Below are 13,404 nucleotides of genomic sequence, written 5' to 3'. Positions count from 1 at the left end.
TCATTCCGCCTCTCTGGCACCGGGGTGTTTGCCCAGGATGATCATTCCCAGCAGGTCGTCATCAGTGACATCACCGACGTCCACCGTGCCCACCAATTTGCCGTTCTTCATCACGCTGGCCCGATCGCACAGCTCCATCACATCGTGGATGTCGTGACTGATCAGAAAGATGCCGATCCCTTCGGCTTTCAGCTGCTGGATCAGCTCGGACACCATCTGCGTCTCATGCGGCCCAAGCGCGGCTGTGGGTTCGTCCATGATCAGGATACGGGCATCGAAGTAAACCGCGCGCGCAATCGCGACCGATTGTCTTTGTCCACCTGAAAGCGCCGAAACGGGTTCGGCAAACTTTTTGAAATTCGGATTGAGCCGCCCCATGATCTTGCGACACTCGGATTCCATGGCGTCATCGTCTACCAACCCGAAAGACGTGACCAGCTCACGCCCCAGAAATAGGTTACTCGCCGCATCCAGATTGTCGGCCAAGGCCAGTGTTTGATAGATCGTCTCGATCTTGTGGGATCGGGCATCGCGAGGGTTGTTGATCTCAACCCTTTCGCCGTTGATCAAGATCTCGCCACTGTCGCCCTGATACGCGCCGGACAGGATCTTGATCAGGGTCGACTTACCCGCGCCGTTGTGACCCAAAAGGCCCACAACTTCGCCCGGATACAGATCGACGCTGACGTGATCGACGGCATGGACGCCACCGAATGAGATGCAGATGTCGCGCATTTCGACCAAGGGGGTCTGATCGCGGTTGATGTCGGATTTGGCCATCAGCTCTCTCCCGTCTTTTTGCGATAGATGATGTCGATCAGAACAGCCAGCACCAGAACTGCGCCCACGACGATGTTCTGCAGCGGTGCATCGACGCCCACCATCGCCATGCCCGATTGCAGCGATTGCATAATCAGCGCGCCCAGGATGGCGCCGTGAATGGTCCCCAACCCACCGGCCAGAGCAGTGCCGCCGATGACGGCTGCCGCAATCACACGCAGCTCGTCCAGCGTGCCGATGTCGTTGGAATGATTGGTCAATCGGGCCGAAGCCACTACGGCCGAGATCGCACAGAGCGCGCCCATCAGCGCAAATATCTTGACCGTCAGCCAGCGGGTGTTGATCCCCGACAGCTCTGCCGCGTCCGGGTTGCCGCCCGTGGCAAAGATATAGCGGCCAAGCCGGGTGCGTTTCGCCAAGATCGTCATGGCCACAGCAATGAAGATAAGCAACAGCACCGAAATCGGGATGCCATAAGATTGCGTGAACCCTTCGGGCATAACTTCACCACGGGCTTCGAACATGCGTTGGAGTTTTCGGGTCGGTACCTCATAGGCGTTGAGTACAGCAACAAACCCAAGGATGGCCGCGGAAATGATGCCAGCCAGCACACCCTCTGCCCACATTGGCTTGACTGTAAACCCGTGTTTGATCTTGTTGCGCCGGCTCGTCCAAAGACCATAGAGCGCACCTGCCACGGCCAGCAATCCCAAGACCCATGATCCGGTTGCTCCGAGCGTGCCGTTGATGCCGCCGAATTTTTGAAAAGTCGGATCCAGCGGACCGATGGTTTTGCCACTGGTCAAATACCACCCCACGTTGCGCCAAACCAGCAGACCGCCAAGTGTGACGATGAAGGCGGGTATGGTCAGATAACCGACCATCCACCCCTGAAAGGCTCCGATCAGGGTTCCGACCATCAGGCCAACCGCAATCGAAATCCATGGGATCAGCGGATGACCCAAGCCTAGGCCCAACACGTTCGGCAAGAACTGGGTCTGAGTCATTGCCATGACGGCTGAACATGTTGCCAGCAGCGCACCAACGCTCAGGTCGATGTGGCGGGTGACGATGACAAACACCATTCCGGTCGCCATGATGGCAACAGACACGGTCTGGATCGTCAGGTTGAAGATGTTTCGCGGTGTCAGGAACCGCCCTCCGGTCACCAGATCAAACCCGATGCAAAGCACGGCGAATGCGCCGATCATACCCAAGAGCCGCAAATCCAGCTCTAGCGTTTGCACGATGTTTTTCTTGGGGGTTGCCGGGGACAGATCCGCCTCAGAATGGGTCATAGGATGTCCTGCAGATTTTGGTGCCTCCCCCGGATTTGGAACCGGGGCAAGGCTGTTTCTCTTGTGGTCGGCTTAGTTACAGGGGGTCGGACCTGCGGTCACACCTTGGCACAGCGCTTCTTGAGTAATCCACTGAGCATCGACAACGTCAGACAGGTTCTCTTTGGTCACAGGCAGCGGGCTCAGGAACATGGCGCTCATCTTGGTACCGCCGGGCGAGGTCCAGTCATCAGCGCCACCGATGGCGTTCATCTTGGTGCCTTCGGCAAGTGAAACGGCGATGCTAGCCGCGGCTTTGCCAAGATCGCGCGCGTCTTTCCAGACGGATACGGTCTGCGTGCCCTTGGCCACACGGTTCAGGGCAGCATGGTCGCCGTCCTGTCCCGAAACAGGGATTCCTTCCATGCCTTGTGCAGTCAGCGCTGCGACGACGCCGCCAGCGGTGCCGTCATTCGAAGCCACAACCGCATCGACGCCGTTGTCTTGCGCGGTCAGGATCTGCTCCATGTTGCGCTGTGCGTTCGCGGGCAGCCAGCCATCAGTATAAGCCTCGGCCACAATGGTGATGTCACCTTTGTCGATGGCGTCCTGAAGCACTTCTTGCTGGCCAGCGCGCAGGAAGTCCGCGTTAGGGTCAGTGGGCGAGCCCTTGATCATGACATAGCGGCCCTTGGGCATCGCCTCAAACACGGCCCGCGCCTGCATGCGGCCAACTTCGACATTGTCAAAAGTCAGGTAAAACGCGCGCGGATCTTCGATCAGACGGTCATACCCGACGACCGGAATGCCCTCGTCCGCAGCGGCCTGAACCGCCGGGCCAATGGCCTGGGCGTCTTGGGCCAGAATGATCAGCGCCGTTGCGCCTTGGGCAATCAGGCTTTCAACATCCGACAGCTGCTTGGCCGACGAGCTTTGCGCGTCCGCCGAAATATAGGTGGCGCCCTTAGCGTCCAACTCGGCCTTGATCGCGGCCTCGTCGGTTTTCCAACGCTCTTCCTGGAAATTCGACCAGCTGACGCCAATGACGATATCTTCGGCCCAAGCCGCAGTGCTCATGATTGCGCCGGCGACGATGGCCGTCGCGGTTGCAAAGAATTTCATATTGTCCTCCCAAACAAAATCGGCCCTGCGCTGTTTTTGGTCCTCAAGCGCGGCCTGTTCAACAATCGTGGTGCATTTTAATTTGAAAATCAAATTAAATCGAATAGGCTGGGAAAAATCTTCTGTAAATGGCACGGTTGGTTCATAATTTTTGATGGGTCTTTCCAAAAATTCCGATCAGCACACGATCAAGAAGGTGGCGAACAAATGGCTGTTTTGCAAAGAGAATATGGACGCCGCGCCTTGATGTCTGAAATCCGAAAGGCCGGGCGCATCCCGCGCATCGAACTGGCTGAGAGAACTGGCATCAGCCGCGCGACGGTTACCACGATCACCGCCGAGCTGCTGCAACACGGGTTGATCGAAGAGGTCGCGCGTGAAGACGGCAGCACGGATTCCCGCCGGGGTAGGCCCCGTGTCGATCTCAAGATTCGGGGCGCGGCACGGCTGGTGGCCGGGGTAAAGATCTCGCATCTCAAGCTGTCCCTGGTGTTGTTGGATTTCGAAGGCCAGCAGTTAGAATGCATTGAGCGGGAGCTGGATCACAGTGTCCAATCCCCGGACGCACTTGCCGCCCGGATCACCCAAGCCGTCAAAGAGCTGGCCGAAATCGCGGGACATACGCTTCAGGATGTCTCTGGTGTGGGCATTGGCATCGCAGGTGTGGTCGATGCTGAGAACGGGTTTGTCTACTGGTCGCCGTCGCTCGACCAACGGAACGTGGAATTCGGACAATTGGCCAGCCAACATCTGGGCCTGCCTGCCTTTGTCGACAACGACGCCAATCTCGTTGCCTTTGCCGAATACAGTTTTGGCCTGGCGCGCGGGGTCCCGGATTTTCTGGTGGTCACCATAGAAAGCGGTGTGGGCCTTGGCCTGATGATCGACGGTGAACTGTACCGTGGTACCCGCGGCTGCGGGGCCGAATTTGGTCACATCAAGGTACATCTGAACGGGGCGCTGTGCCGCTGTGGTCAGCGCGGCTGTCTGGAGGCCTATGTCGCCGATTACGCTCTGCTGCGCGAGGCAACACTGACATCGGATGCCGATACATCTACCGATCCGGGTCACCGCATCGAAGCCTTGCTAAACGCGGCCCGTAGCGACGATCCGACGGCGCGCAGCGTGGTAGACCGGGCCGGGCAGTACTTTGCCATGGGGCTCGCCAATCTGGCCAACATCTTTGACCCCGCGTTAATCATTCTGGCCGGTGAACAGATGCAGTTCGACCACCTTTACGAAGATGCGGTGATTGACGCGATGCGCAAGTCCATCATCCGTGTCGACCGCGACCCGCCCGAGGTGGTGGTGCACAAATGGGGCGGTCTGATGTGGGCCAAAGGGGGTGCTGCCTATGCGCTTGACCGTGTCTCGGATCTGGCCCTCGAAGAGATGAGCGATCATGCGGCGTGAAGCGCTGGTCCTGACCTTGATGGCAACAACGGCCACCGCCGACGTGACGTTCACCCCGGTCGAGGTGCCCGAGCATTACTATACCGGCGGGTGGGAACATTTCGTGGGCGGCGGGTTGGCAAGTTTTGATTGCAACGGCGACACTTTACCCGAGCTTTACGCAGCCGGTGGAGAGACCCCTGCCCTGCTGTTGCGCAACACCTCTGTTCCGGGTGGCGTGATCCGGTTCGAGGCATCTACCCCCGACGCCTTGGCTCTGTCTGGTGTGATTGGGGCCTATCCGCTGGATTTTGATGCCGATGGCTTCATGGACCTGGCAGTTCTTCGGGTGGGCGAAAACAGGCTGCTCAAGGGCGGACCGGACTGCAGCTTTGCCGCTTTTGATTTGGGCTTTGCCAGCGGTGACCGCTGGACCACAGCTTTTGCCGCCACCTGGGAGGATAAGCAGAGCCTGCCGACGCTTGCTTTTGGCAACTACGTGGATCGCGCCAATCCTGAGGGGCCGTTTCGGGCATGTGATATCAACTATCTGTACCGTCCAGACCGGGACAGGTATGGCGCACCGGTCGCATTGGAGCCCGGCTTTTGCCCCCTTTCGATGCTGTTCAGTGATTGGAACAGCAGCGGGCAAGCTGACCTGCGTGTCAGCAACGACCGCCATTACTATGTCGATGGAGGGGCCGAGCAGCTGTGGCAGCTGTCACCGAAGCTGCGCCTCTACGATCATGCAGACGGCTGGCAGGATCACAAGCTTTGGGGCATGGGCATCGCCGCGCGCGATCTGGACCGTGACGGGCGGCAAGAGGTGTTTCTGACCTCGATGGGCGACCAGCGGTTGCAAAGATGGACCGGACCCGGACCAAGGTTCGAGGATGTTCCGTATGATCTGGGCACCACAGCACATCGCCCCTACTCTGGTGGTGACGGGCGCCCCTCAACCGGATGGCATGTGGCCTTTGGGGATGTTCAGAACGATGGGTTGGACGATGTATTCATCGCCAAGGGCAATGTTGAACAGATGCCGGGCAGCGCGATGGAAGATCCCAACAACCTGCTGATCCAGACCGAAGATGGGACATTCATCGAGGCCGGGGAAACGTCAGGTCTGGGCAGCCTGCATCGCGGACGTGGTGCGGTGATGACCGATCTGAACGCGGACGGGTTGCTGGACATCGCAGTGGTCAACCGACGCGCGCCACTTGAGGTTTGGCAGAACTTGACCGTGGATACGGGCGCTTGGGTGGCGCTGTCGATTACTCAACCCGGCCCAAACCGCAATGGCGTTGGGGGCTGGATCGAGGTTGCAAGTGATCCCGTCACAGGCCCCTGGATGACGCGCGAAATCACCCGCGGCGGAGGGCATGCAGGGGGCAGCGCAGGGTTCGAGCATTTTGGGTTGGGCAAAACCGAAACCGCTTTTGTCCGCGTGATCTGGCCGGACGGGGCAACAAGCGCGGTAATCGAAGCCCGTCCCAACCAAGCCATTTCTCTCATACGCAACGGCAAAGGACTGAAAATCGAGGACTGAACTTACTTTTCGACCGTCAGCCCACTTGGCACAACATCCGGCACCCCGAGCCGCCCATTGAGCGCGGTTTCGTCGGTTAAGGCGCCCAAAAAGGCCAAAAGGTCAGCGATCTGCTCATCGGACAGGTTCTGTGCAGGCAAAGCGTTGGCCTGCGCGATGTCATCAACCTCAGCTCCCTGGGTCATCAGAACAAAATCGGTCTCGAACGGTTCTCCCGGCAGAACCGCCTGTTCCGACGTGTAATCCCGCAAGCCGCGAACCGGGTCCAAATGATGCCGGATCACCGACTCTAACGAGGCATAGGCCCCCGAATGCCCGTACGGCGCGGTCTGTGTCACGTTGCGCAAGGACGGTGTACGAAAGGCGTACGCATCTTCTGCCCTGCCCGTCACCCGCATCCGGCCAACATCGCGATTGTGGCGTTCAAAGCGGGCCGCCTTGCCCGGCCCGATCTGCGGCATGGCGATGGCATGGAACCCGTGATCCGTCTGAAACCGTCCCGAGTGACAGGACGCACACCTCGCCTCGCCATAAAACAGCGCCATGCCGCGCAGCTCGACGGCATCCAGGACGTCCTGACCCCGCAAGTGCCGGTCAAAAGGGCTGTCATCGGCGCGCCATTCAAAGGCGATGAAGGCCGCGATCATGTTCGATATGTCGGTAAAGGCAATGGGGCGACCCCCAATCACCTGATCGAACCGGTCGCGGTATTCTGGCAACGCCTCGATGCGTTTCGACAGGATGTCCCAGGCGCCACCGGGCCCGGTCAAAAACCCCTGCCGCACGGCCTGCGCGACGTCGTTTTCCGAATAGTGCCCCGCCATCTCATCGCCTGACAGAACCGGGAACATGGTTTGGGCGCTCAGGACAGAGGCAAACCCCTGCTCCATCTCTGCCCCCAAAGGCGTGCGGATGCCCGACGGGCGGGTGTCGTCGGCCTCAAGCCGTCCGTCATGAAAGAACGATGTGAACTCGGTCGCGCCCAGATTGAACAATGCGGGGGAGTTGCGGGGAATGCGCTGTTCGGGGCGATTCTTGGCATCGAATACCCGTTCCTGACCAAGACCAATGCCACCGTCCCCGATCCCCAGCGACACCCCATCCGATGTGGCAAAGCGCGGATGATGACATGTCGCACATGACACCGTGCGACTGCCGCTGAGAATTGGATCGTAGAACAGCAATTGCCCAAGTTCGACCTCGGCCATGTCGAGCGGCGGAAACACAGGCTCGGCATGGGGCAGTTCCTCTGCCCATGCGGACGTTCCCAAACAAAGAGCAAACAGGTACCGGATCATGCGGCGTCCTCGTGGACAGAGACGGTCAGGCGCTGGCGATACGGGTGTTCAGGGGTCGCCAGAGACAAGGGAAACGCCGACGTGTTGACCGCGTTAGGATAGCCCTGCGGCTCAAGGCACAGACCCGTAAACGGCGCGTGGGTCTGACCCGTAAGCGGCTCGGACACGAACCGCAGGTGATGCGCGGTGTAAAACTGCAGACAGGGTTGATCCGTCTCCATCGTCAGGTGCAATCCCGATCCTCGCGCCTCAATCCGCTTGCCATCCAGAACAAAATTCATGTCCAGCCCCTTGCCATCAAGAACCGCCTCAGACAGAGGCTTGGCTTCACCAAAATCAAATTTCTTGCCTGAGAGTGGCTTAACATTCCCTATCGGAATCAAGTGGTCGTCCATTGGCGTGTAGTGCATTGCCGGAATCCGAAGTGTGGCGCGTTCAAGAGCATAATAGGAATGCTGCGCCAAATTTACAGGCGTGGGCCGGTCACTGCGGGCCTCCATCTCATAGGTCAGCTGATGCCCCTGCAACGAAATCGTCACACTAAGTTGCAGCAGCCCGGGATAGCCACCCTCGCCATGAGGCGACGTGATCTGCAACTGCACTGCACGGTTTCCAGCCACCTCCATCGTCCAATTGCGATTCTGTAGCCCATTTGGTCCACTATGCAGCTGATGAGGTGGTTCATTGGCCTCCAAATCATACTTCATTCCATCCAACTCGAACGCTGCACCTGAAATACGGTTGGCCACCCTTCCGACGATGGCGCCCAAGTAATATGGGTTGTGCAGATAATCCTTTGGATCACGATAGCCCAGAACGGCCCGCGTTCGCCGCCCTCTGATCGGGACTGCCCAATCCTGAGTAATACATCCCAACGACAGGACGGCGACCGAGACGTCGCCGTCGCTCAGGACATGCCGCTGGATCTGCGTCATTCAGACGAACCGGTTAACGTAGTTTTCCAGTATTTCCTGCCGACCAGATTTAGGTTGTGGGTTGATCTGACCGCTTAGAACACCGGCAAAGATGGCGTCGAAATCGCTGTTTAGCATTTCTTGCGCATCATTGCTGTCCCAGCCTGCGTAGCGCTCACGCAAGGCCGTATCCAGACCACCGTCCTCGACCATCGCCGCCGCCGCCTTGAGCCCTCGGGCACAGATGTCCATGCCACCGACATGAGCCGCGATCAGGTCTTCGGCGTCGAGCGACTGTCGCCGCAGTTTGGCGTCGAAATTGGTGCCACCTTTGCCCAGACCACCCGCGCGCAGGATGTGGTAATACGTCAACGCAACTTCGGGCACGTTGTTGGGGAACTGGTCGGTGTCCCATCCCGATTGATAGTCGTTGCGGTTCATGTCGATCGAACCCAGCATCCCGTCAGCGGCGGCCACGGCAACCTCATGTTCAAAAGAATGCCCTGCCAGGATCGCGTGTCCCTGCTCGAGGTTCAACTTCACTTCGCCCTCAAGTCCGTACTTGCGCAAGAAGCCGATACAGGTTGCCGCGTCAAAATCGTACTGGTGTTTTGATGGTTCCTGCGGCTTGGGTTCGACCAGGATAGTGCCCTTGAACCCGATCTTGTGCTTGTACTCGACCACCATGTTCAGGAAGCGTCCCATATGGTCCAACTCGCGCCCAAGATCAGTATTCAGCAGCGTTTCGTACCCTTCGCGCCCACCCCAAAGCACATAGTTCTCGCCGCCCATTTTGTGGGTTGCATCCATGCAGGTTTTCACCGTGGCTGCGGAATAGGCAAAGACATCCGGATCCGGGTTGGTCGAGGCCCCGGACATCCAGCGACGGTGGCTGAACATATTTGCCGTCCCCCAAAGGAGCTTGGTCTTGCGGGTTTCCATTTTGGCCAGGAAATAGTCGATGATCTCTTCGAAATTGCGCAAGGACTCAGAAAAATCTGCACCTTCGGGCCGGATGTCCGCGTCGTGCCAGCAAAAGTAAGGTTGCCCTAGAATATCGAACATTTCAAAGGCGGCGTCCGCCTTGATTTTGGCACGGTCCATCTGGTCCTGCGGGTGCCAGGGGCGTTCAAAGGTCTGCCCGCCAAATGGATCACCACCTTCCCATGCAAAGGAATGCCAGTAAGCCACCGCAAAGCGCAAATGATCTTCCATCCGCTTGCCCAGAACCACTTCGTCGGGGTTGTAGTGCCTAAACGCGAGTGCATTCGTGGTCTCAGGGCCTTGATAGGTGATCGGGGCAATATCGGCGAAGAACTGTGTCATGGCATGGCTTTCAAGGCGGGAAATGATGAATTGAAGGCCGCATAGGCCTCGTCGAATGCAGCGGTCTGCTGCGGGTTCGGGTCGATGGTTTCGGCGATGTCGGGCTTGGTCATGACCTGCAGCGGGTCTGCCCCGGTCACGCCGCAAATCGCCAGTCGTGCCGCCCCAAGAGCGGCACCAAATTCGCCTTGCGCAGGAAGTTGCAGCGGCAAGCCCAAAACGGTCGCCAACAGCTCGACCCAATAGCGTGATCCGGTGCCGCCGCCTATGGCCAACAGCGAGGGCAACTCTGCCCCTGTTCCGCGCAACGCCTCAAGGCTGTCGCGCAGGCCGAAACTGACGCCTTCGAGAACGGCTTGGGTCAGCTCAGCACGATCTGTTGCGATATCAAGGCCCGTGAATGCCCCCCGCACGCTGCTGTCATTGTGTGGTGTGCGTTCACCCGACAGATACGGCAAGAACCGCACCTTGGAGGGCGCGCGCAGATCCGACAATTCTGCGGTCAAGTCAGCAGGCGACTCGCCAGTGATCCCGGCCAGCCAATTCAAGCTATCTGTGGCGGCCAGCATGACGCCCATTTGGTACCAACGATCAGGCACAGCGTGACAAAATGTGTGTACCGCGCTGCCCGGATCAGGGTGGAACCCATCGCGCGCCGCAAGCAGCACGCCTGACGTCCCTAAGGAGACAAAGCCGTCCCCCTCTCGCAAAGCGCCAACGCCACAGGCGGCGGCGGCATTGTCTCCCCCACCTGCAACGATTTGTACGTCAGCAGGCAGGCCAAGGTCTTGGGCCAACTCTGGGCGAATGACCCCGACAACTTCGGTCCCTTCAATCACGTCCGGCATTTGGTCGCGGCGCATCTTGCTTGCCTCCAGCAACCTGTCGGACCATTGGCGCGCACCTACATCCAGCCAGCTTGTCCCGGCGCTGTCGGACATGTCCGACGTCGCGCGTCCGGTCAGCCAGAAACTCAGGTAATCCTTGGGCAGCAACACTGTAGCGACCTGCGCAAAAACCTCTGGCTCGCGCTCGGCGACCCACATAAGTTTAGGCGCGGTGAAGCCCGGGAAGACAATATTGCCAGATAGAGCCCGGACATCTGCCTTCGCGTCCAGTTTCGCCGCTTGCGCGTGGCTGCGCGTGTCGTTCCATAGGATGCAGGGCCGCAGAACCGCCCCATCCCCGCCCAGCAGGGTTGCGCCATGCATCTGACCAGACAGGCCGATTCCCCGAACAAGCGCCATCTCTGCCGGGACTTGCGCACTCAAGTCCTGCAAGGCCTGATGGCTGGCCTCCACCCAATCTGTGGGGTTCTGTTCGCTCCACCCGCTGTGGGGATGCGACACCTGCAACCCGTGATCGGCGCTGGCCACAACCACGCCTTCGCCATCGACCAAAAGGGCGCGTACGCCCGACGTTCCCAGATCCAATCCGATAAACATACGCCCTCCCCGCGTTGCTCACTTACTGTCCCCATATTTAATTCACGTGTCAAATTAAAATATTCAACACCAATTTTCGCCCCGTTTAAACTCCCATGCGCTGCCCCAGTTTGACCATATACAGGTCCAATTTCCTGCCGTTTATGGGCCTAAACCTCGCCCTTGACGGAAAAGCAGCCCAACACCTGAATTTTGATGCTAGAACCGCATCAAGCATCAACGACCCCGGAGACCAAATTTGCGGATCACGTTTCTCAGCCCACGCTCGAACCTGTCGGGCGGCCTGCGCGTGATCGCAATTCATGCACAGATGCTGCAAGACCGTGGCCACGAGGTGACCATCGTGACGCCTGCCAGACGTCAGGCAGGGACCAAGACACAAGCCAAGGCCTGGGCCAAATCTCTGATACGCGGCCGTGTGCCCGAGCGTGAGCCTGATATCGGCGGGCATTTCGACCAGATCACTGTCCCAGTCGTCGAAGCACAGAGGGATGATTTTCTGTTTGACGAGAAAGACATCCCCGATGGCGACGCTGTGGTTGCCACTTGGTGGGAAACCGCATTTTCAGCAGCTGCCATGCCGCCGTCAAAAGGTCGCCCGTTCTACCTGATCCAACATCATGAGGTGCATGATTTCCTGCCCTGGCAAATCTCGCGCAGCACCTATTTCCTGCCGCTGAAACATCTGGTGGTGTCCAACTGGCTCGCGCGCGTGATGACAAAAACCTACGGCAGGGATGACGCGGTTCTGGTGCCCAATGGCGTGGACCTGTCACACTTCACGGCCCCGCCCCGTGACAAGCAGGATCAACCCACGGTCGGTCTGCTCTACAGCACCAACGCCATCAAAGGAACCAGAACCCTGTTGCAAGCCATCGAGCAGATCCGTGCAGATGTCCCGAATCTGCGTGTCCGGGCGTTTGGCGCAGAACCATTGTCAGACGATCTACCTCTGCCACCCGGATCAGACTACCTGTGCCGCCCCGAGCAAGACCAGATTCCCGCGCTTTACGCTGGTTGCGATCTGTTTTTATGCGGTAGCACCTCCGAGGGCTATTTCCTTCCACTGCTCGAAGCGATGGCTTGCGGCTGTCCGCTTGTGTCGACAGATGTGGGCGCGGCGAGGGATCTGATCACACCAGGGGTGAACGGGGCCATTGTTGATGTTGGCGATGCCAAGTCCATTGCCGATCACGCAAAATCTATCCTGACTGCCACTCCCAGCGATTGGCAGGCTATGTCGCAAGCCAGCCGCGCTGTCGCGGCAGTGCACACCTGGGATCACGCGTGTGACCGGCTTGAGGCTGCATTGGCAGGTATGTCATGACAGAGGTTGCTCTGGTGATGATCGGCCGCAATGAAGGCGACCGGCTGAAACGCGCGCTGGATGCTGCACAGGGACAAGCGGCACGTATCGTCTATGTGGATTCCGGGTCGACAGACGACAGTGTTGCCGCGGCGAGGGCGGCAGGTGCCGACGTAGTCGAGCTAGACATGTCCACCCCGTTCAGTGCCGCCCGCGCCCGCAACGCTGGCTTCTATCACCTCGATCACGACAGTTCCCCGGCGTTGGTCCACTTCATCGATGGCGATTGCGCTTTGGTGCCCGGTTGGGTCGAGGCCGCTGTTGCCCATATCGAAACGGACCCGCAGCTGGCCGTAGTCACCGGCTGGCGTTCAGAAATTCACCGCGATGCCAGCGTCTACAACCAGATGTGCGACCACGAATGGCGCCGGCCCGCTGGCCCCATCACGGCCTGCGGCGGCGATATGCTGGTCAGGGCCGAAGCATTCCGACGGGTGGGCGGGTTTTCACCCCATGTGATCGCCGCCGAGGATGATGAGTTTTGCCAACGCCTGACTGCTGCGGGCTGGCGCTTGGAACGATTACCACTCGACATGACTCGCCACGACGCCGCGATGACCCATTTCAGCCAATGGTGGCGACGCGCGGTCCGGGCCGGGCATGGTTTTGCTCAAGTAGGCGACCTGCATGACGGGTACTTTCGGACCGAAAAGAGCCGAGTGCTGTTGTTTGGCCTGATCCTGCCTCTGATTGCATTGTTTGGAACCGCTTGGTCAATGTGGGTGCCAGGTATGGTTCTGGGTCTTTATGCTCTGTCCTACATGCGAACAGTAGCGGGATTGCAAAACGAACGTCTACCCCCCGCTGAGGCGCGTAAACACGCGCTATTTCTAACCCTGTCGAAATTTCCCAATCTGCTGGGAATGGCAAAGTATCGCCTGAGCCGGGTTCGAAACCGAACCCCTGAAATCATCGAATATCAGTGAGCTGCAACA

11 protein-coding genes are annotated in these 13,404 nt (G+C 58.9%); 4 read left to right on the top strand and 7 right to left on the bottom strand.

Annotated elements, in window-relative coordinates:
• The 3 genes from G6R15_RS09885 to xylF all read right to left on the bottom strand — a co-directional run bounded on the left by G6R15_RS09885 (window position 1) and on the right by xylF (window position 3,179).
• The gene (locus G6R15_RS09885; RefSeq protein ID WP_164659694.1) at window positions 1-780 is read right to left on the bottom strand and encodes an ATP-binding cassette domain-containing protein; all 780 of its coding nucleotides are present in this window, start codon (window positions 778-780) and stop codon (window positions 1-3) included.
• The gene (locus tag G6R15_RS09880; RefSeq protein ID WP_164659693.1) at window positions 780-2,078 is read right to left on the bottom strand and encodes a sugar ABC transporter permease; all 1,299 of its coding nucleotides are present in this window, start codon (window positions 2,076-2,078) and stop codon (window positions 780-782) included. The genes G6R15_RS09885 and G6R15_RS09880 overlap by 1 nt, the downstream gene beginning before the upstream one ends.
• A 72-nt stretch (window positions 2,079-2,150) precedes the next feature.
• The gene (xylF, locus tag G6R15_RS09875) at window positions 2,151-3,179 is read right to left on the bottom strand and encodes a D-xylose ABC transporter substrate-binding protein (RefSeq protein WP_205520501.1); all 1,029 of its coding nucleotides are present in this window, start codon (window positions 3,177-3,179) and stop codon (window positions 2,151-2,153) included.
• A 246-nt stretch (window positions 3,180-3,425) separates the two neighbouring features.
• On the opposite strand from xylF, the gene G6R15_RS09870 reads away from it, so the two are divergent.
• Together G6R15_RS09870 and G6R15_RS09865 are read left to right on the top strand one after the other, a co-directional pair.
• Complete coding sequence (locus tag G6R15_RS09870) at window positions 3,426-4,592, top strand: ROK family transcriptional regulator (protein WP_240336724.1); 1,167 nt, start codon at window positions 3,426-3,428, stop codon at window positions 4,590-4,592.
• Window positions 4,582-6,120, top strand: a complete 1,539-nt coding sequence (locus G6R15_RS09865; protein ID WP_164659692.1) for a CRTAC1 family protein — start codon at window positions 4,582-4,584, stop codon at window positions 6,118-6,120. The genes G6R15_RS09870 and G6R15_RS09865 overlap by 11 nt, the downstream gene beginning before the upstream one ends.
• Window positions 6,121-6,122: 2 nt before the next feature.
• Here the strand turns inward: G6R15_RS09865 and G6R15_RS09860 are convergent, their stop codons facing one another.
• Genes G6R15_RS09860 through xylB form a run of 4 tightly spaced genes read right to left on the bottom strand, consistent with a single transcriptional unit; the run spans window position 6,123 to window position 11,103 of the window.
• Complete coding sequence (locus tag G6R15_RS09860) at window positions 6,123-7,418, bottom strand: cytochrome-c peroxidase (protein ID WP_164659691.1); 1,296 nt, start codon at window positions 7,416-7,418, stop codon at window positions 6,123-6,125.
• On the bottom strand, window positions 7,415-8,353 hold the full coding sequence (locus G6R15_RS09855; RefSeq protein WP_164659690.1) for an aldose epimerase family protein: 939 nt from the start codon (window positions 8,351-8,353) through the stop codon (window positions 7,415-7,417). The genes G6R15_RS09860 and G6R15_RS09855 overlap by 4 nt, the downstream gene beginning before the upstream one ends.
• Window positions 8,354-9,658 (bottom strand): xylose isomerase, encoded by a 1,305-nt coding sequence (gene xylA, locus G6R15_RS09850; RefSeq protein ID WP_164659689.1) that lies wholly within the window; start codon window positions 9,656-9,658, stop codon window positions 8,354-8,356.
• Window positions 9,655-11,103, bottom strand: a complete 1,449-nt coding sequence (gene xylB / locus G6R15_RS09845; RefSeq protein ID WP_164659688.1) for a xylulokinase — start codon at window positions 11,101-11,103, stop codon at window positions 9,655-9,657. The genes xylA and xylB overlap by 4 nt, the downstream gene beginning before the upstream one ends.
• Before the next feature lie 238 nt (window positions 11,104-11,341).
• On the opposite strand from xylB, the gene G6R15_RS09840 reads away from it, so the two are divergent.
• Together G6R15_RS09840 and G6R15_RS09835 are read left to right on the top strand one after the other, a co-directional pair.
• On the top strand, window positions 11,342-12,430 hold the full coding sequence (locus tag G6R15_RS09840; RefSeq protein ID WP_164659687.1) for a glycosyltransferase family 4 protein: 1,089 nt from the start codon (window positions 11,342-11,344) through the stop codon (window positions 12,428-12,430).
• Complete coding sequence (locus G6R15_RS09835) at window positions 12,427-13,395, top strand: glycosyltransferase family 2 protein (protein ID WP_164659686.1); 969 nt, start codon at window positions 12,427-12,429, stop codon at window positions 13,393-13,395. Before G6R15_RS09840 ends, G6R15_RS09835 begins: the two co-directional genes overlap by 4 nt.
• The last annotated feature ends 9 nt before the right edge of the window (window positions 13,396-13,404 follow it).

The organism is Tropicibacter sp. Alg240-R139 (assembly GCF_900537075.1).
Taxonomy (GTDB): domain Bacteria; phylum Pseudomonadota; class Alphaproteobacteria; order Rhodobacterales; family Rhodobacteraceae; genus Falsiruegeria.
Note: the sequence above shows the minus strand (reverse complement) of the source record. Positions and strands in the feature narration are given on the sequence as shown.

What these genes read in the sequence shown, in the direction of transcription:
- xylB (WP_164659688.1), bottom strand. Translation starts at nt 11,103, where the DNA reads ATGTTTATCGGATTGGATCTGGGAACGTCGGGCGTACGCGCCCTTTTG.
- G6R15_RS09835 (WP_164659686.1), top strand. Translation starts at nt 12,427, where the DNA reads ATGACAGAGGTTGCTCTGGTGATGATCGGCCGCAATGAAGGCGACCGG.
- G6R15_RS09870 (WP_240336724.1), top strand. Translation starts at nt 3,426, where the DNA reads ATGTCTGAAATCCGAAAGGCCGGGCGCATCCCGCGCATCGAACTGGCT.
- G6R15_RS09855 (WP_164659690.1), bottom strand. Translation starts at nt 8,353, where the DNA reads ATGACGCAGATCCAGCGGCATGTCCTGAGCGACGGCGACGTCTCGGTC.
- G6R15_RS09860 (WP_164659691.1), bottom strand. Translation starts at nt 7,418, where the DNA reads ATGATCCGGTACCTGTTTGCTCTTTGTTTGGGAACGTCCGCATGGGCA.
- G6R15_RS09885 (WP_164659694.1), bottom strand. Translation starts at nt 780, where the DNA reads ATGGCCAAATCCGACATCAACCGCGATCAGACCCCCTTGGTCGAAATG.
- xylF (WP_205520501.1), bottom strand. Translation starts at nt 3,179, where the DNA reads ATGAAATTCTTTGCAACCGCGACGGCCATCGTCGCCGGCGCAATCATG.
- G6R15_RS09865 (WP_164659692.1), top strand. Translation starts at nt 4,582, where the DNA reads ATGCGGCGTGAAGCGCTGGTCCTGACCTTGATGGCAACAACGGCCACC.
- xylA (WP_164659689.1), bottom strand. Translation starts at nt 9,658, where the DNA reads ATGACACAGTTCTTCGCCGATATTGCCCCGATCACCTATCAAGGCCCT.
- G6R15_RS09880 (WP_164659693.1), bottom strand. Translation starts at nt 2,078, where the DNA reads ATGACCCATTCTGAGGCGGATCTGTCCCCGGCAACCCCCAAGAAAAAC.